Origin of the sequence: Citrobacter sp. Cc139 (genome assembly GCF_030334645.1) — a bacterium.
GTDB lineage: Bacteria > Pseudomonadota > Gammaproteobacteria > Enterobacterales > Enterobacteriaceae > Citrobacter > Citrobacter werkmanii.
The window spans coordinates 28629-46608 of sequence record NZ_JAOWDM010000092.1 but is presented as its reverse complement, the minus strand read 5'-3'; the positions used below and the strand labels follow the sequence as shown (position 1 = coordinate 46608).

Below are 17980 nucleotides of genomic sequence, written 5' to 3'. Positions count from 1 at the left end.
CCGGGCATCAGACTTTAACAATAGCGTAATGTCTGATGTGCCCGGAGCGAAAAGTGAATTTCCAGCAACTTAAAATAATCCGCGAGGCGGCCCGTCAGGATTACAACCTGACGGAAGTCGCGAATATATTGTATACCTCGCAGTCGGGTGTCAGCCGACATATTCGTGAACTTGAAGATGAACTTGGCATCGAAATATTTATTCGTCGCGGGAAACGCCTGCTGGGCATGACCGAACCGGGTAAAGCCTTACTGGGCATTGCCGAACGTATTCTGAATGAGGCCAGCAACGTCCGGCGTCTGGCGGATCTGTTTACCAATGACACGTCAGGTGTTCTGACGATAGCCACCACGCATACCCAGGCGCGCTATAGCCTACCCGCAGTGATTAAAGCTTTTCGTGAGCTTTTCCCGGAAGTGCGTCTGGAACTGATTCAGGGCACGCCACAGGAGATCGAAGCGTTGTTGCAAAATGGCGGAGCAGATATTGGGATTGCCAGTGAACGTCTGAGTAGCGATCCACTGCTGGTGGCTTTTCCCTGGTTTCGTTGGCACCACAGTCTGCTCGTTCCGCACGACCATCCACTCGTCAAGACATCGCCTTTAACGCTGGAATCCATCGCCCATTGGCCGTTAATTACTTATCGACAGGGAATTACGGGACGTTCGCGTATTGATGAAGCGTTTGCCCGAAAAGGATTAGTGCCGGATATCATACTCAGCGCCCAGGATTCGGATGTGATTAAAACTTATGTGGCGTTGGGACTGGGTATTGGGCTGGTGGCAGAGCAATCCAGTGGCGAGCAGGAGGAGGGCAGTTTGACCCGTCTGGATACCCGGCATTTATTTGATGCCAACACCGTCTGGCTGGGGTTGAAACGAGGACAACTACAGCGCAACTATGTCTGGCGATTTATCGAGCTATGCAACGCAGGGTTATCCGTGGATGAAATCAAACGCCAGGCAATGGAGCCCGATGAAACCGTGATTGATTATCAGATATAAAGCGGGCTTTTCAATATCAATTACGTTGACACTGGCGCTCTTTTAAGTGCGCCAGTCTTCCACTGACTCTGCGGCCTGCATTGCGCCGTTGTCGGTAGCGAAAAATTAAGCCTCGGTAATAAATGAGACAAAGCGATTAAGCACCCGGCTGACTTCTCGGTTTTTAAGCCATATCATCATAGTGTTCACGTTACCTATCTGTGGGGTAATCGTATGGCTACGGATAGGGAAATTATGTTCATACTGTCTGACTACGCTCTCTGGCAACAGGGCAATCCCCATTCCGGCACTCACGCAGCCAAGGATCGCCTGAAAAGAGCCGAACTCCAGGGGATCGGCATAATCGACTCCCTGCAGCCGCAGCCATTGTCCCAGACGGGAGCGATAGTTACACCCCTTAACAAAGACCAGCGGTCTTGTCACTTTGAGGTCCGCGCCGGTAATGACATTCCGGTGCTCTGCCGCCGTCACCAGTACCAGCGTTTCCTGACATAAAATGTGCAATTGCAGAGGCGAATTTTCCGTGTGCAGTGCCTGATGATCGGCAACGAAAGCGATTTCCAGTTCATTGTTCAGGATGTGCTGCACCAGTACCTCCGTGGGGGAGGTTTTCAGGTTTAGCTCAACGGAAGGCATTTCGCGGTGGAAATTCGCCAGTATTGAGGGCAGACGTACCGCAGCGGTCGTTTCCATTGCGCCGATGCGTAACGGTCCCGCCACTTTTGTTCCATGCATGGACAATTCCGCTTCGTGTAACAGGGCCAGAATTTTGTTGGCATAGCGAAGAAGAAGCTCACCTTCAGGGGTGATGTAGAGCCGATTTTTCTCACGGACAAACAGAGATACGTCAAGGCTGGCTTCCAGCTGTTTGAGACGGGTTGTGACATTCGATGAAACGCAGTGCAGACTACGCGCAGCAGCAGATATGGAACCCGTTTCCGCAACCGTTTTAAACAAGTTAAGCGAGGTACTGTTCATAGAAGGCATTACCTAAAGTGAATGTTTTCGTCATTTTTATTAACTTTTTATTATCATTTCCTTATGTAAGATAACAATCAAACTTAATTCGTCTTTTGAGGCCAAAAAATGGATATCGATCACAGTGCTGTTGGCCATCGTCAGCTGAGTACTGCTGTATTTGGTATGATCGTCTTGACCTTAGGAATGGGAATTGGGCGTTTTTTATATACCCCTATGCTTCCCGTTATGCTTCATGAAGGGCTTTTTACCTTTTCGCAATTATCCTTAATTGCCAGCGCAAACTATGCAGGTTACCTCGTCGGCAGTCTCCTTTTCTCCTTTGGTATTTTCAACGCAGTCAATAAGTTAAGAATGCTGTTACTGGCTTCAGCGTTATTCACAGCCCTGCTGATTTTTTTGATGGCACAAGTGACTCAGCCTGAAATTATTCTGTTAATCAGATTCCTTGCGGGTGTGGCAAGCGCGGGAATGATGATATTTGGTTCAATGCTGGTGCTCCAGCATACCCATAATCCTTTTGTTATCGCCTCACTGTTTTCAGGCGTAGGAATAGGCATTTTTATCGGTAATGAATATGTCATTGCTGGCGTGTCTTACGCGTTAGATTCACGCTTGTTGTGGATTGGTGCTTCCATACTTTCAACGATATTTTTCGTCATCCTGGTAATTTTATTGCCGAAAGATAAGCATATGATCCCCCCGGTAAAAGCAGTCGTAAGTGCGGAACCTGAAATCCAGTGGTGGAATTTAGCCTTACTGTATGGTCTGGCCGGATTCGGCTATATCATTGTCGCTACATATTTACCGTTAATGGCCCGGGGGGTTGGCAACACCTTTTTAGCCGACCATATCTGGTCCATTGTCGGTCTTGCCGTTATTCCTGGATGCTATGGCTGGTTATGGGCCGCGCGCAAGTGGAATATATTATCCTGCCTAAGTATTAACTTAATTGTTCAGGCGATTTGCGTAGTCATGGCCATATTTATTAACTCACCACTGCTACTAACCATTAGCTGTATTGGTTTTGGCGGCACATTCATGGGGACAAGTTCTTTGGTCATGCCGCTGGCAAGAAAAATAAGGGCACCAAAAAAGATTAACCTTCTTGGCCTCGTTACGCTGACTTATGGGGTCGGGCAGATCGTCGGTCCATTAATTGTCAGTGCCTTCCAGAGCAATAAAAATGGAATGACCTATTCCATATTATTGGGTGCAGCCTCGTTATTTACCGCAGCAGGGATTAGCTATTTACAATACAGTAAAGTTAAATATTCAGACAGTTGGAGCAAAGAATGAAAAAAATGACAGTGGCTATACTGGGTATGGGACCGCGTGGTTTAAGTATTCTGGAAAGGATTTGTGCCCTGCATACAGAGTATGCGATTAATGAACATATGCAGATCATTATTATTGATAAAAATGCCATGGGTGTGGGAGCGCATAGTTTGTCTCAGCCCGATCATTTATTAGTTAATACTGTTGCCTGTCAAATAACATTGTTTGGTGATGCGACCGTAAAAAATGCCGGCCCTTTTCGCCCAGGTCCATGTTTTCATCAATGGGCTAACAATCAGGGTTATCGCAAAGTGGGTGATCGCTATATAAAAAGCGAAACAGGTTTAGCTATTGATGCAAATGATTACTTGCCTCGTCGCTTATTGGGAGAATATTTGAATTGGGCGTATGAGAGAATACTAAAAAATCTGCCAGCCAGTCTGACGGTAACGCAAGTAAATCAGCAGGCAACTAATCTTTTTATTCAGCAAGATAAACGATCAGCCATTGTTTTAGAAGATAATCAGAGGATTGTTGCTGACTTTGTTTATCTGACAACCGGCCATGGCGACAATATGAAAACGTTGGAAGATCATTATGTCGAAAAATTTATTGCCAGCAGCAATAAGCAAAATGAACTGCTGGAATATTATTCCACGCCTTATCCGGTTGATAGGTTAAATAACATCCACTCCCGAGCTAAGGTTATCGTCCAGGGCATTGGGTTGACAGCTTATGATGTTATTTCTCAATTAACGCTGGGACGTGGTGGTCGGTTTGTGACCGACAATGGGATGCTTCGCTATCACCCTGGTGGCAATGAACCTGATATTTTTATTTATTCCAGACAGGCTCTCCCTTTCAGTAGTCGCGGCATGAATCAAAAAGGTATTTCCGGTCAATACCGACCACGATTCTTAACTTCAGCCGCAATTAATGAATTTCGTGTCCAGAATTTAATTAATAATGCCACATCAAAAATAAACTTCATCGAACAAATTTTCCCGTTGCTGCATAAAGAAATGTGCTACGTCTATCGATCTACCCTGGAGGGGAAGTGGCAGGAACCCACGACATATGTTGCTGATGTGCATGATGCTGCGGTTATCGATAGCATACTTTATCCTCATCGCAATCAGGAACATGCCTCCCTGGAAGAATATAGCCAATGGTTTATTGATTTTTTACGCGATGACTTGCATGAGTCTGACAAAGGCAACGTCAAGGGCCCAGTGAAAGCGGCGACCGACATTATTCGTGACGTAAGAGATATTTTGCGAGGGGCTATCGATAATTGCGGACTTGACGCGAAATCGCATCAATACTTCATTGAGCAGATCAATCCTGTCTTTAATCGTATTGCTGTAGGTCCGCCGAAACTGCGTAATGAACAACTGTTGGCATTAATGCATGCCAACATAGTTCGTCTGGCAGGAGGAAAGGATCCCCGGTTAATGATGAATGAATATGAGGGTAAGTTCGAGGTTCATTCTGAATTTAAAGATGAGAGTAGCGTAGTGAAAGCTGATGTGTTGATAAAAGCCAAAATTGCTAACTTTTCGCCGCTGCACGACGTTTCAACGTTGATGAGGAATATGACTATCAACGGCATTGTGCGTCCCTTTATGAACGAAGGTTATCATCCAGGCGGGCTGGATATTGATATCAATCAGCATCCGATTAACTGCCTTGGGGAAACACAAGAATCGATTTGGGTGTTAGGCAATCCAGCGGAAGGGGCTAATTTTTACACTTACGTATTGCCCCGACCCCTTGTCAATTCGAGGTTCCTGGTCGATGCCGGGCGCTGTGTAACCGATATGTATCAACAATTGCACCATCGCAATGTTCAGCATGAGGTTGTCATTAATGCAGAATGAGCAAATCCAGACGCACGGTAATCTCTGGCAAAATCTGCAATCCTCAATGATTGTGATCTCATTGGGTGTTTTCCTTGCATCCTGTGTGCTTGCCGGTAAATATCCCGTGATGTCTGCTTTTGCACTCGTTGCGTCAATATTGTATATCCTGTCAACTTTTTCATTCTGGTGGAAAAAATCATCGGCAAGAAGTGGGATCCTCATTTTTATCGCTTCGATGATTTTTCTACTGACAGCAAACAAGAGTAGGGAACTTAACCTCCTCGCTGTTTTTGTACGATATTCAGACGTCATGCTCTTGCTGGTGGGGATGGCATTACTCCGGCAGGTGATGAACGCGATAAATTTTAACGCTGCGCTGGGGGCATATTTACTGCAGAAAAAACCGTCTCGAGTCACATTGTCCATTACGTTGCTGACCGCTTTTTTAACCTGGCCAATGAGCCTTGGGGCCATTCCACTCCTGCTTGATAGCCTGAAAAAAGTGGTTCAACCGAAGTTTAACCTGGCGAAGATTGTCACTCGTACGGTATGTATCACGATGGTTTTAATGCCGACGACTATCGGTGCGGCGGCGGTATGGGCAGCTATGCCGGATATCCCTCATGTTCCGGCGATGCTGGTCGGCATTCCCCTGTTTTTATTCAGTATCCTGTTAAACCAGAAATCGCGTGTCCAACTGGTTGCCGAAGATAGTCATACGGTTTCTGACCGCGGCAATATGACCTCGATTCTTGCTTTTATCGGCTTGTTTTGGGGAAGCTTTATTCTATCGTTGAGCGTGCTGGGGTTGAATCCTTTGCAGAGCATCACCTTCACGGCGGTTGTTCTTTTTATCGTCAGCCATTTTGCGAATCGCAAAAAGCAGTGGGCGCAACAACTGTCTGAATCTGCTCAGGGGATCTCCGGCGAAGTGGTATTACTCCTGGCATGCAGCCTGTTAACATCGGTATGTATGATGTTGTTTGCAAACATCCCGCAAGGCATTACAGCGTTTGTTAGCGGTCTTACAACTTTTCAGTGCTATGCCATTATTTTATTTGTTCTGCCCTTGCCTGGTATTCTCGGTATTCATCCCCTAATTATATTTAGCGTGTCGTGGTCGATTTTTTCCGACTATCTTTCCGGCAGCGTGGTGGATTATCAGATTTGGATTTGCCTTTTTATTGCTACGCAACTGCTATCTCCGGTATCGATAAACGCAATTTTTGCTGCCAACAGCCTTAATGTTTCTCCCGGCAGAACCAGTTTCCAGATGCATTATGGTTATGTTCTGCTGTTTAACCTGTTTGCGCTTAGCTACCTCGGCGCATTATCCACAATCATTTAGTTTACAGGAGTTGTTATGCCCTACGTAAATATTAAGATCACTAAAGAAGGTGTGACCGATAAACAAAAGAAACAGCTGATGGAAGGTGCGACTCAGCTACTGGTGGATGTGCTTAATAAAAACCCTGCTACAACCATTGTGGTTATTGACGAAGTCGATACCGATAACTGGGGGATTGGCGGCGTACCGGTGACCGAGTTGCGTAAAAAAAGTCAGTAATAGTGAATGTGATGGCGGGGAACGTGCGTTCCTCGCCTGATATCCGCAGTCATCGTATTTTGCCTGGATGCAGGTAATGATATTGGCCCTTGCCGGTGTCATAAGTTGAGAAAAATAACCAACATACATTATTGTCTCTTTTCTGAGGATGTCATATATGCATGCTTATCATCATATACGTTTGGGTAATACCTCGATTAATGTTAAAAAAAGCTTTGATGAGTTGCTACCTGATCCCTGGCTTAAAGCTGAAGATGGAAAATTTCGTTTTCGAAGTTATCTTCAGGCAAAAGCAGGGTACGAAAAATATTTTAGTTTGTGCGAGGCCGGAGTTTTCTTTCAGTCTGAAAAACTTAATACGTATTCAGGTGGTATCAGCAGAAAGTATCCAGAAATAAAACAGGATGTTGCCGAAGAAATTATGAATCTGGTATTTAGCAAATTACTGCCATTGCTACCGAAGGATAACTATAACGTTGGTATTCATCAAATAAGAATTACAACCCATGATCGACAGCCGGGCTATCCTGCTCCGGAAGGTATACATCAGGATGGCTTTAAGTTCATTGCCGTCTATTGCAGCGAAATGGAAAATATCGCCGGTGGCGATACTACGTTAATCCCTCATCACGACGGCGGAAATGACGCAACAACCTTCAAAATTCTGGCGGGGGAGGCGATCATTTTCAATGATGTTAATTATCTGCATTATACCGCACCTATCGTACCGCTGTTGCCCGGGAAAGGATTTCGGGATGTGTTTGTCATTACGTTTGATATCGAGAGTGAAAAATAATGAACATCTTACTGTGCCCACCCAAAATTCTTTTACAACACTCGCCAAACGCCTGGCATGAACTCCAGCAATCAACGCCGTTAGTGATAGCCACCTGCGCCAGTCAAAAAGCGGCGATTTTGCAACATATGGGGAATGATTTTACCTTTCTGTTTTATGAAAACTTTAACGATAATCCCTTGGTAGAACTGGATATTTATCATTATGCACGTTCGAACAACGCCAGCGGTATTTACTTCCTGGCTGAAATTGATGTGCTCAGGGCGGCTAGGATCAGCGATCGTTTAGGTTTAACGCAGGGGCGTGAGAATGCGGCGATCCTGTTTCGCGATAAGTTTCTGATGAAATCCCGTGTGCAGCAATATCAGTTACCGATTCCAGCAATGGCTCGCGTGGGAAATGCGACGGCAATGGCCTCATTTATTGCGCAACACGGATATCCCTGCGTGATAAAACCAAATGATGGACGTGGATCTCTGGGGGTGGTGGTTTTAAAAAATGAAGGTCAGTTATTTAAATATCTGGCGCAGATGAAATCCTCTGAATACCATAATCTGTTAATCGAGAAGTTTATTGAAGGTGAGGCTTATCAGATCAACGCGTTGTATCTGCAGGGGAAACCCATATTTATTTCCGCCTCTCGGGCCACGGTATCTTGTCTTGATTTTCTATCAGGGCAAACCTTAGGGCTGGTCATGGAAGATGATAATCCACTGCACCAGAAGTTGATTGACTATACAAAATACCTTGCGAAAGAAGTCTTCCCTATTGAGAAAAACACCTTACTTCATCTTGAGGTATTTGTGGATCAGGGCGGTAATATTATTTTCGGCGAGCTTGCCTGCCGGTTAGGCGGATGTTTCGTTAATGAAGAATTAGGTGCGGCGTTTGGCCTCGATCCGCGTATGACATGGCTGAAGGCCTGTCTGAACGAAACGTATCCGCGGGATTTGGCGCAAAGAATACCTGTTATCCGGGTTGGACAACTGAATGTGCCGCCTTCTCAAGGAACCTTACAGGCTATTGCGGATAAATGTCCGTTACCTTTTGTGATCAATTATCGGGCTACAGGTGTTGTCGGACGTCATTACGATGTGATGAAACTGACGAATGGTGAGATTGTCAGTGCCATTGTTGAAGGTGATTCCAGTCGTGAAATTGAGGAACATCTTGCGATGCTAACGCAATGGGTGATCGATAATACGCATTGGGTTAAAGATACGGTGCACTGAATATATTCATGACGGTGCCGGCGAAAACTATTGTTATCTGAACAACCGGCCTGGAGAGGTACTGGATGAGAGTATTGGCAGGTATTATCCTCTGTTTTCTCGTCGGGCAGGGATTCACTTTCTGTAACGTTCCGCTGGGCATGATGTTTGGTGCCCTTTTTACCGTGCTTATGCTCAAACGTATTGGGTTCTCCGTATCCTCAATGCCGGGGAGTATCACGGTTATCCAGCTTTCTCTCGGAATCTCGATAGGGATTATGTTCAGAGATTTTTCATATGGCGAGCATCGGCAGATAAGCCTTTTGTTTGCTTTGTTATTACTCTGCTTATCTTTACAATTTACCTTGAGTTACTTCTGGTGTGTGCGGCGGTTAGGCTGGAGTAAAGAAGAGGCGCTTTTAGGTGCGGTGCCAGGAGCGATGGCGGCGGTACTGGCGTTAGCCTCCCATATTAAGACGCCGCCACAAAAGATTGTGATCTCGCATTCTCTGCGTCTCATTACCCTGACGTTTCTGGCCGGGTATATCACGCGTGGTGCATCTGCAGATATTCTGGCAGCGACTCCAGCCGTTTTTTTCTCCGGGCACAATCTGCTCTGGCTGACCGGAATGGTATTAGCAGGATATATTGCGGGGAAGTTTCTGGAGCGCTTACATTTCCCGGCACCCTTTATGATAACCTCGCTGGTTTGCGCGGCGGCATTGCACCCTTTATCTTCACAACCACTAATTTTTCCCGATCTCTTTAACCAGATTAGCATGGTGTTGATGGGGATCTTGCTGGGGCATCATTTTACGACTTATTCGATGGCTGAATTTAGTCGTCATCTTTGGTCTTCGGTACAGCTTGTTCTGATTGGACTGGGGGTGACGATAATCATGGCATTTATCTCGGCGCGCTTGCTGGATTATCCCTTCCCGGTGTTGATGCTTTCCTGGGTTCCCGGCAGCGTGGAGTCGATGTCATTTGCCGCGCTGGCGTTAAAAGCAGATGCGAGCTTTGTTATGGCGAATCATATTATTCGTATGCTTCTCATTCATACCGTTCCAGCATTGGTTTTCTTTCGCAAAAGACAGATGAAAGTAGATTAATGTCTTCCTTGAAGAGCAAGGCATTGTTGTGGCGTTGCGGTTATTATTGCGCTTATCCGCCGCTGGCCTAAAGGTGAAGGATTGATTGCTGAAGCCTATGTATACCACTCGTCTGAAAAAGGTTGGCGGATCCATCATGCTGGCGGTGTCTCCCGCCGTGCTGAAAACGCTGGGCTGTCGACGGACAGCGAAGTGGGCATGACCATTGATGATGGCTGCCTGATTATTGAACCCCAGAAACGGCCCCGTTATTCGCTGCGACCAGCACAGAACTATAGATATGGCGGCCCGGAACGCATACCTGATGCCGTTGTCAATGAGGTGCTTGCCAGGCTGGATGCGATTCTGTATTAACACCAGAGCCGCAAAAAAGCAAAAAGCCTGCTCGAAAGCAGGCTTTTCTGAATTTGGCTCCTCTGACTGGACTCGAACCAGTGACATACGGATTAACAGTCCGCCGTTCTACCGACTGAACTACAGAGGAATCGTGTGAACGAGGCGCATATTAGCGACACCACTCAGCGATGTCAAAGCCTGAATCGATAAATTCAATCGTTTGCCGAAATATTCCCCATTTCGCCGATTATCCAGGCGCAACAGGTTGTTTTATGCACTTTTCCTGTTCGGGACGCGGGTATTTCCATAACCAGCGGCCGGTCACCATACGCCAGTAAAATAATGCGGCGCGTACGGCCCAGTCGAAGAACATCCCTAACCAGACGCCGACTACGCCCCATCCTAAAACGATCCCCAGGGTGTAACCTACCACAACGCGACAGCCCCACATGCCCAGCATAGATACCCACATTGCGAAACGGGCATCGCGTGCGCCCTTAAACCCAGCAGGTAATACCCAAGAGGCTGCCCATATCGGCATAAATGCCGCATTGAGCCAAATCAGAATGACTATGACCTCTTTTACGTCCTGATCCTGGGTATAAAACGAGGCCATTACGCCAGCAAAAGGGGCGGTTAGCCAGGCAATGGCAGTTAAACCAATGGTCGACAGCCAGAATACATGCCGTAACTGAATTTCGGCTTGGGCAATCTGGCCGTTTCCCAAACGCCTGCCGGTGATGATTGTCGACGCAGAGCCTAAAGCATTTCCCGGTAGGTTGATGAGCGCGGCGATAGAAAATGCAATGAAGTTTCCGGCAATTACGCTGGTGCCCATCCCTGAGACAAACATCTGCGTTAACAGTTTACCGCCATTAAACAGCACTGACTCGATGCTGGCTGGAATACCGATCCCCATCACCTCCCAGATAATGGCGAGGTTGAGTGGCTTAAAATAACTTTTGAAAGTGATACGTAACGCCGGATTAAAACCAATCATCAGTACCCAAATAATAGCGATCGCACCTATGTAGCGTGAAATGGTTAGTCCGAGGCCGGCCCCCACGAATCCCAGTCCTTGCCAGGAAAAAATCCCGTAGATCAGGATACTGCTGATGACGATATTCAGAATATTCATGCCGCCATTAATCAACAGCGGTATTTTGGTATTGCCCGCACCGCGTAGGGCACCACTACCAATTAACGCAATAGCTGCCGCCGGGTAGCTGAGCACAGTTAGCTCCAGATAGGTAAGTGCCAAAGCCTTAACGTCTGGCGTTGCTTCACCTGCGACAACGTCAATAATCTGTTGACCAAAATAGTGAATGACTGCAGCCAGCACGGTTGCAAAAATCGTCATGATCACCAGCGATTGTCTGGCAGCAGCTCTGGCCCTGCGACGATCTCGTTTTCCCAAGCTAAAGGCGACTACCACCGTGGTACCCAGATCGATGGCGGCGAAAAATGCCATGATAACCATATTGAAACTGTCGGCGAGACCGACACCTGCCATCGCTTCTTTTCCCAACCAGCTCACCAGGAAGGTACTCAGGACACCCATCAACAGCACACAGGTGTTTTCCAGAAAAATAGGGACCGCAAGCGGAGTGATTTCGCGCCAAAAGAGAACTTTATAACTCTTGCGTTTGGCATACCAGGGCGTGCGGGAAGCGACCTGACGTAAGGCAGCGGAGACGTTCAAAGTGGACCTTAAAGAAGAAAGTTGAAACCTCATTTCAAATGATGAGGGAGAATCCAAAAAGCTGCAAAGTTTTTTCCATTTAAAATGTCTGCAAATGCAACAAACTGTCGAGAGAAGCATCAATTGAGCGTTATTCAGGAAAATGGGGTTTGACAAAAAAAATTTCGCCGCTAAGATTAGCCTCCACAACGATTCCTCTGTAGTTCAGTCGGTAGAACGGCGGACTGTTAATCCGTATGTCACTGGTTCGAGTCCAGTCAGAGGAGCCAAATTTAAAAAGCCTGCTTAGGAAACTAAGCGGGCTTTTTTTGCTTTTGTTTGGCTGCCAGGCGCAGTTACCTGGCGAGCTGCTTTTTGAGTTGAGTTATACAGTGTTGTTTTTCCACACTGAGTACCGGCGATTAGCACGCCAGTTGATTGCTCCACGTAATCCCTCTCTATGGGAGAATCATTGAGATTCTCTATAACCACTAACATTCCATACGCATACAGATGATACGGCACAAATGAAGCATCGTTTCAGTACTATGCTTAAGCGATAGCATAGGGAAATGGTTATAAGAGCGGCGCTGACCAGGGTTTTTGCTTAAAAAATCGAGGGTTAAAGTTGAAAGAGCGTGAGTAACTCGCTCATACTCTATACTCGCAGTGTTACCCGGCGTAGCATGGCATAACGCTTGGGCTGTTAATGAAAAAGGAAAACGTCGTGGCAGAAGAAACTATATTCAGCAAAATTATCCGTCGTGAAATTCCATCGGATATCGTGTACCAGGATGAACTGGTCACAGCGTTTCGTGATATTTCCCCTCAGGCACCTACGCATATTCTGATCATCCCTAATATCCTGATCCCCACCGTCAACGATGTGACGGCAGAACATGAGCAGGCGCTGGGCCGAATGATTACCGTTGCGGCGAAAATCGCGGAGCAGGAAGGTATTGCTGCGGATGGATACCGTTTAATCATGAATACCAATCGTCACGGCGGCCAGGAGGTGTATCACATTCATATGCACCTGTTGGGTGGACGTGCGCTTGGTCCAATGCTCGCACATAAAGGTCTTTAAGCATGACCAGAGGATGCATTGCACTTTCACTGGGCTTGCTGTTGCTGGCAGGCTGTCGCTCACACCCCGAAATTCCGGTCAGTGATGAACAGTCTCTGGTGATGGAATCAACGATTCTGGCGGCGGGCATAACCGCAGAACAGCCCGTGTTAACAACATCTGATATTCAGGCCTCAGCATCCTCGCGACTCTATAACGAAAGACAAGAATCCGTCACCGTGCATTATCGGTTTTACTGGTATGACGCCAGAGGGTTGGAGATGCATCCTCTGGAAGCGCCACGCAGCGTGACTATCCCGGCTCATTCGTCGGTCACACTGTACGGCAGCGCCAATTATCTGGGGGCGCACAAGGTTAGACTTTATCTATATTTGTAAGGGGTGAATCTTGATGATCAAAATGAATCGCTACGCATTGCTTGCCGCGCTGGCGATGTTTCTTTCTGGGTGTGTGGCTCAACGTGAACCCGCGCCGGTAGAGGAAGTGAAGCCGGTACCGGAACAGCCCGCGCAGCCGCAACAGCCAGTACCAGTAGTACCAACGGTGCCAAGTATACCGCAGCAGCCGGGTCCGATCGAACACGAGGATCAAACGGCGCAGCCAACACCGCGCCAACGTCACTACGACTGGAACAGCGCAATGCAGCCGATGGTAGGTAAAATGCTGCAGGCCGATGGTGTCAAAGCGGGTGGTGTTCTGCTGGTTGATAGCGTGAATAATCGTACCAACGGCTCGTTGAACGCTGGCGAAGCGACTGAAACCTTACGTAACGCGCTGGCGAATAACGGCAAATTTACCCTGGTTTCCGCCCAGCAACTGGCTGTCGCCAAGCAGCAGTTAGGTCTGTCGCCGAACGATAGCCTTGGAACGCGCAGCAAAGCGATTGGTATTGCCCGTAACGTTGGTGCGCAGTATGTGCTCTACTCCAGCGCATCTGGCAACGTCAATTCGCCGGCACTGCAAATGCAATTAATGCTGGTACAAACTGGCGAGATAATCTGGTCAGGTAAAGGTGCCGTTCAGCAACAATAACAGACTGACGCGCGATGAAGTGCTGTCGCGCTACTTTCCGCAGTATCATCCCGTCGTAGCCAGCCACCACGGCCTGAGCGGCGGGAGCTGCATTATCGAATATCAGACCCACCGTTTAGTGCTGCGCTGTCATCACGACCCCGACGCGCCGGAATCGCATTTTCTGCGCCAATATCATGCCTTAAAACACCTACCGGAAAATCTTGCGCCCCGACCTCGTTTTTATACGCGTGGCTGGATGGCAGTCGACTTTTTTCAGGGTAAGGTAGAATCCAGATTACCGGACGCCGACGAACTTGCTGACTTATTGTATTATCTGCATCAGCAACCCCGACTGGGCTGGCGAATCAGTCTGCTGCCGTTACTCGAACAGTACTGGCAGTGCGGTGATCCGGCGCGTCGTACACCACATTGGTTACGAGCGCTGAAGCGGCTAAGAAAAAGCGGCGAGCCCCGACCTTTGCGGCTGGGGCCGCTGCATATGGATGTCCACGGTGACAACATCGTGCGCGGGGCGTCAGGGTTGCGGCTGATTGACTGGGAATATGCCGGAGACGGCGATATCGCCCTCGAGCTGGCGGCGGTGTGGGTCAGTGATGAACTCCAGCACCAACAGCTGGTCAGCGCCTATGGCCGACGAGCACGCATTGAGCCAACCGTTTTGTGGCGACAGGTCAGGCGATGGCGACCCTGGGTAATCATGCTAAAAGCGGGGTGGTTTGAGTATCGCTGGCGACAAACCGGCGATCAACAATTTATCAGGCTGGCCGATGAAACCTGGCGGCAGCTAACAATGAAAGGATGAGGAGAGCAGTGTGGGCCCAGTAATGTTGGATGTCGAAGGGTATGAGCTGGACGCTGAAGAGCGAGAGATTCTGGCGCATCCGCTGGTAGGTGGGTTGATTCTCTTTACCCGAAATTATCATGACCCGGAACAGTTGCGTGAGTTAGTGCGCCAGATCCGTAGCGCGTCACGTAATCATTTGGTCGTGGCGGTTGATCAGGAAGGCGGTCGCGTGCAGCGTTTTCGCGAAGGTTTTACCCGCCTGCCTGCGGCCCAATCTTTTGCCGCGCTACACGGTCTGGAAGAGGGCGGCAAACTGGCTCAGGACGCCGGCTGGCTGATGGCCAGCGAAATGATCGCCATGGATATTGATATTAGTTTTGCACCGGTTCTGGACGTGGGACATATCAGCGCAGCGATTGGCGAGCGCTCTTACCATGCCGATCCGCTGAAAGCGTTGGCGATGGCGACCCGTTTCATTGACGGTATGCATGCCGCTGGCATGAAGACCACCGGTAAACACTTCCCCGGGCATGGCGCTGTGACGGCGGATTCGCACAAAGAAACGCCAACCGATCCACGTTCAGAAGCAGAGATTCGTGCGAAGGATATGTCCGTGTTCCGGACGTTAATTACGGAAAACAAACTCGATGCCATTATGCCTGCGCACGTTATTTACAGCGATGTTGATCCGCGTCCGGCGAGTGGTTCGCCTCACTGGTTGAAGACGGTACTGCGTCAGGAGCTTGGCTTCGACGGCGTTATTTTCTCTGACGATCTGTCGATGGAAGGTGCGGCGATTATGGGAAGCTACGCCGAGCGTGGGCAGGCATCGCTGGATGCTGGTTGCGATATGATCCTGGTCTGCAATAATCGTAAGGGAGCGGTCAGTGTGTTAGATAATCTGTCGCCGATCAATGCAGAACGTGTTACACGTTTGTATCATAAAGGTTCATTTTCACGTCAGGAACTGATGGACTCGACACGCTGGAAGACGGTAAGCGCCCAGCTCAACCAGCTTCATGAGCGCTGGCAGGAAGAGAAAGCAGGTCATTAACGCACGTTTGGCGAGGATGCGATGATTATCTATTTACACGGTTTTGACTCTAATAGTCCGGGCAACCACGAGAAGGTGTTGCAGCTGCAATTTATCGACCCGGATGTCAGGCTGATTAGCTACAGTACGCGGCATCCTAAACATGATATGCAGCATCTGCTAAAAGAAGTGGACAAAATGTTGCAGCTTAATGTGGACGATCGTCCGCTGATTTGTGGCGTCGGGCTGGGGGGATATTGGGCAGAACGCATTGGTTTCCTGTGTGATATTCGTCAGGTGGTATTTAATCCTAACCTGTTCCCATATGAGAATATGGAAGGGAAAATCGACAGACCTGAAGAGTATGCTGACATTGCGACAAAATGCGTGACCAATTTTCGTGAAAAGAACCGCGATCGTTGCCTGGTGATCCTCTCTCGCCATGATGAAGCACTGAACAGTCAGCGCTCGTCAGAAGAGCTGCATCATTTTTATGAGATCGTCTGGGACGAAGAGCAGACGCATAAGTTTAAAAATATCTCCCCGCATTTGCAGCGCATTAAGGCGTTCAAGACGTTAGGTTAAGCCTGATGAGCGTCTAAAAAACCAGCTTTCGGGCTGGTTTTTTTGTCCTTAACCTTTGGGTTGTCTATCTTTTCAGCATCAAAACTTGATGCACATCAATTTTGGTATGACCAATGCACCGTTCGTGTTATTCTCACTCTCGAAGGACATTTTCATTATCGTAACTTGTTGTTAATTAAAGGCTATGCCAATAACTTTTAATTAACAATTGGTTAATAAATTTGAGGGGGTCACGTTGACTACACCATTGAAAAGGATCGTGATTGTCGGCGGCGGTGCTGGCGGACTGGAAATGGCGACGCAGCTGGGTAAAAAGCTGGGGCGTAAGAAAAAGGCCAAAATTACGCTGGTGGACAGAAACCACAGCCATTTATGGAAACCGTTACTGCATGAAGTGGCGACCGGTTCTCTGGATGAAGGTGTGGATGCGCTGAGCTATCTGGCGCATGCCCGTAACCATGGCTTCCAGTTCCAGTTGGGCTCGGTGGTTGATATCGATCGCGAAGCGAAGACCATTACTATCGCTGAGCTGCGAGATGAGAAGGGCGATCTGCTGGTTCCTGAGCGTAAAGTGCCGTATGACACGCTGGTGATGGCGCTGGGCAGTACGTCCAACGATTTCAACACGCCGGGCGTCAAAGAGAACTGTATTTTCCTTGATAACCCGCATCAGGCGCGTCGTTTCCACCAGGAGATGCTGAATCTGTTCCTCAAGTATTCCGCGAATCTGGGCGTTAACGGTAAAGTGAATATTGCCATTGTCGGCGGCGGCGCGACGGGGGTTGAACTCTCCGCGGAACTGCACAATGCGGTTAAACAGCTGCACAGTTATGGCTATAAAGGACTGACCAATGACGCGCTGAACGTTACGTTGGTTGAAGCCGGTGAGCGTATCCTGCCGGCATTGCCGCCGCGGATTTCCAGCGCCGCGCACAATGAGTTAACCAAACTGGGCGTACGCGTACTGACGCAGACGATGGTAACCAGCGCTGACGAAGGCGGGTTGCATACCAAAGATGGCGAATACATTGAGGCTGACCTGATGGTGTGGGCCGCAGGGATCAAAGCGCCAGACTTTATGAAGGATATTGGCGGTCTGGAAACTAACCGGATTAACCAACTGGTGGTTGAGCCGACGCTGCAAAGCACACGCGATCCTGACGTGTATGCGATTGGCGACTGCGCTTCCTGCGCGCGTCCGGAAGGTGGATTTGTGCCGCCGCGCGCTCAGGCTGCGCACCAGATGGCGACCTGCGCGATGAACAATATCCTGGCGCAGATGAACGGCAAGCCGTTGAAAGCGTATCAGTACAAAGATCACGGTTCTCTGGTCTCGCTTTCTAACTTCTCTACCGTCGGTAGCCTGATGGGCAACCTCACGCGCGGTTCAATGATGGTAGAAGGCCGTATTGCGCGCTTTGTCTACATTTCACTGTATCGTATGCATCAGATTGCGCTGCATGGTTACTTCAAAACCGGCCTGATGATGCTGGTCGGCAGTATTAACCGGGTGATTCGTCCGCGTCTGAAACTGCATTAATATTGACCTCAGGCGTCGGACAACGCATCCGACGCCTTCCTTCAGAGTTCTCTGAATCATCTCGTTTTATCCCTGCCTTCCGCTATTTTCA

The 17980-nt window shown here is 48.4% G+C and carries 17 protein-coding genes, 2 tRNA genes and 1 pseudogene; 17 read left to right on the top strand and 3 right to left on the bottom strand.

Going from position 1 to position 17980, the window contains the following annotated elements; translation table 11 throughout:
• The first annotated feature begins 53 nt into the window (after positions 1–53).
• Positions 54–1004, top strand: a complete 951-nt coding sequence (gene cbl / locus OGV69_RS19385) for an HTH-type transcriptional regulator Cbl (protein ID WP_038639784.1) — start codon at positions 54–56, stop codon at positions 1002–1004.
• Positions 1005–1109: 105 nt separating this feature from the next.
• On the opposite strand, the gene OGV69_RS19380 is transcribed toward cbl, so the two are convergent.
• Complete coding sequence (locus OGV69_RS19380; protein WP_038639788.1) at positions 1110–1982, bottom strand: LysR family transcriptional regulator; 873 nt, start codon at positions 1980–1982, stop codon at positions 1110–1112.
• Between the two features lie 108 nt (positions 1983–2090).
• On the opposite strand from OGV69_RS19380, the gene OGV69_RS19375 reads away from it, so the two are divergent.
• The 8 genes and pseudogenes from OGV69_RS19375 to OGV69_RS19340 all read left to right on the top strand — a co-directional run.
• Positions 2091–3281: an MFS transporter gene (locus tag OGV69_RS19375; RefSeq protein WP_069323333.1), complete on the top strand. Its 1191-nt coding sequence runs from the start codon at positions 2091–2093 to the stop codon at positions 3279–3281.
• Positions 3278–5140, top strand: a complete 1863-nt coding sequence (locus OGV69_RS19370; protein ID WP_069323334.1) for an FAD/NAD(P)-binding protein — start codon at positions 3278–3280, stop codon at positions 5138–5140. Before OGV69_RS19375 ends, OGV69_RS19370 begins: the two co-directional genes overlap by 4 nt.
• A 46-nt stretch (positions 5141–5186) precedes the next feature.
• A complete protein-coding gene (locus tag OGV69_RS19365; RefSeq protein ID WP_247672762.1) occupies positions 5187–6470 on the top strand; it encodes a hypothetical protein in 1284 nt (427 codons plus the stop codon).
• 15 nt (positions 6471–6485) lie between these two features.
• Positions 6486–6689: a 2-hydroxymuconate tautomerase family protein gene (locus OGV69_RS19360; RefSeq protein ID WP_038639801.1), complete on the top strand. Its 204-nt coding sequence runs from the start codon at positions 6486–6488 to the stop codon at positions 6687–6689.
• A 157-nt stretch (positions 6690–6846) separates the two neighbouring features.
• Positions 6847–7485, top strand: a complete 639-nt coding sequence (locus OGV69_RS19355) for a 2OG-Fe dioxygenase family protein (RefSeq protein WP_038639804.1) — start codon at positions 6847–6849, stop codon at positions 7483–7485.
• Complete coding sequence (locus OGV69_RS19350) at positions 7485–8717, top strand: ATP-grasp domain-containing protein (protein WP_069323336.1); 1233 nt, start codon at positions 7485–7487, stop codon at positions 8715–8717. The genes OGV69_RS19355 and OGV69_RS19350 overlap by 1 nt, the downstream gene beginning before the upstream one ends.
• 65 nt (positions 8718–8782) lie before the next feature.
• Positions 8783–9808: an AbrB family transcriptional regulator gene (locus OGV69_RS19345; RefSeq protein ID WP_061381753.1), complete on the top strand. Its 1026-nt coding sequence runs from the start codon at positions 8783–8785 to the stop codon at positions 9806–9808.
• 97 nt (positions 9809–9905) lie between these two features.
• Positions 9906–10066 (top strand): annotated as a pseudogene (locus OGV69_RS19340) (AbrB/MazE/SpoVT family DNA-binding domain-containing protein); the annotation flags it as partial.
• 150 nt (positions 10067–10216) lie between these two features.
• On the opposite strand, the gene OGV69_RS19335 reads toward OGV69_RS19340, so the two are convergent.
• A tRNA-Asn gene (locus OGV69_RS19335) sits at positions 10217–10292 on the bottom strand.
• Between the two features lie 99 nt (positions 10293–10391).
• On the bottom strand, positions 10392–11879 hold the full coding sequence (locus tag OGV69_RS19330) for an EmmdR/YeeO family multidrug/toxin efflux MATE transporter (RefSeq protein WP_141700235.1): 1488 nt from the start codon (positions 11877–11879) through the stop codon (positions 10392–10394).
• A 160-nt stretch (positions 11880–12039) separates the two neighbouring features.
• Between OGV69_RS19330 and OGV69_RS19325 the strand changes: the two genes are divergently transcribed.
• The 8 genes from OGV69_RS19325 to ndh all read left to right on the top strand — a co-directional run bounded on the left by OGV69_RS19325 (position 12040) and on the right by ndh (position 17889).
• Positions 12040–12115: transfer RNA gene (locus OGV69_RS19325), tRNA-Asn, on the top strand.
• 437 nt (positions 12116–12552) lie between these two features.
• Positions 12553–12912, top strand: coding sequence for a purine nucleoside phosphoramidase (gene hinT, locus OGV69_RS19320; RefSeq protein WP_003030826.1), 360 nt, complete (start codon positions 12553–12555; stop codon positions 12910–12912).
• A gap of 2 nt (positions 12913–12914) precedes the next feature.
• A complete protein-coding gene (locus tag OGV69_RS19315) occupies positions 12915–13289 on the top strand; it encodes a YcfL family putative periplasmic lipoprotein (RefSeq protein WP_038639814.1) in 375 nt (124 codons plus the stop codon).
• Between the two features lie 13 nt (positions 13290–13302).
• Positions 13303–13944, top strand: a complete 642-nt coding sequence (gene lpoB / locus OGV69_RS19310; RefSeq protein ID WP_038639817.1) for a penicillin-binding protein activator LpoB — start codon at positions 13303–13305, stop codon at positions 13942–13944.
• Positions 13925–14749: a thiamine kinase gene (thiK, locus tag OGV69_RS19305; RefSeq protein WP_069323338.1), complete on the top strand. Its 825-nt coding sequence runs from the start codon at positions 13925–13927 to the stop codon at positions 14747–14749. Before lpoB ends, thiK begins: the two co-directional genes overlap by 20 nt.
• 10 nt (positions 14750–14759) lie before the next feature.
• A complete protein-coding gene (nagZ, locus tag OGV69_RS19300; RefSeq protein WP_069323339.1) occupies positions 14760–15785 on the top strand; it encodes a beta-N-acetylhexosaminidase in 1026 nt (341 codons plus the stop codon).
• Between the two features lie 21 nt (positions 15786–15806).
• On the top strand, positions 15807–16349 hold the full coding sequence (ycfP, locus tag OGV69_RS19295) for an alpha/beta hydrolase YcfP (RefSeq protein WP_003030817.1): 543 nt from the start codon (positions 15807–15809) through the stop codon (positions 16347–16349).
• Positions 16350–16584: 235 nt separating this feature from the next.
• Entirely contained in the window at positions 16585–17889 is a 1305-nt protein-coding gene (gene ndh / locus OGV69_RS19290; protein WP_038639829.1) for an NADH-quinone dehydrogenase, read from the top strand.
• Positions 17890–17980 lie beyond the last annotated feature (91 nt).

Bases quoted from the DNA above. Each gene is read 5' to 3' on its own strand.
- OGV69_RS19345 (WP_061381753.1), top strand. From the start codon at position 8,783: ATGAGAGTATTGGCAGGTATTATCCTCTGTTTTCTCGTCGGGCAGGGA.
- OGV69_RS19350 (WP_069323336.1), top strand. From the start codon at position 7,485: ATGAACATCTTACTGTGCCCACCCAAAATTCTTTTACAACACTCGCCA.
- OGV69_RS19375 (WP_069323333.1), top strand. From the start codon at position 2,091: ATGGATATCGATCACAGTGCTGTTGGCCATCGTCAGCTGAGTACTGCT.
- ycfP (WP_003030817.1), top strand. From the start codon at position 15,807: ATGATTATCTATTTACACGGTTTTGACTCTAATAGTCCGGGCAACCAC.
- OGV69_RS19370 (WP_069323334.1), top strand. From the start codon at position 3,278: ATGAAAAAAATGACAGTGGCTATACTGGGTATGGGACCGCGTGGTTTA.
- OGV69_RS19380 (WP_038639788.1), bottom strand. From the start codon at position 1,982: ATGAACAGTACCTCGCTTAACTTGTTTAAAACGGTTGCGGAAACGGGT.
- OGV69_RS19360 (WP_038639801.1), top strand. From the start codon at position 6,486: ATGCCCTACGTAAATATTAAGATCACTAAAGAAGGTGTGACCGATAAA.
- lpoB (WP_038639817.1), top strand. From the start codon at position 13,303: ATGATCAAAATGAATCGCTACGCATTGCTTGCCGCGCTGGCGATGTTT.
- OGV69_RS19330 (WP_141700235.1), bottom strand. From the start codon at position 11,879: ATGAGGTTTCAACTTTCTTCTTTAAGGTCCACTTTGAACGTCTCCGCT.
- OGV69_RS19355 (WP_038639804.1), top strand. From the start codon at position 6,847: ATGCATGCTTATCATCATATACGTTTGGGTAATACCTCGATTAATGTT.
- OGV69_RS19315 (WP_038639814.1), top strand. From the start codon at position 12,915: ATGACCAGAGGATGCATTGCACTTTCACTGGGCTTGCTGTTGCTGGCA.
- OGV69_RS19365 (WP_247672762.1), top strand. From the start codon at position 5,187: ATGATTGTGATCTCATTGGGTGTTTTCCTTGCATCCTGTGTGCTTGCC.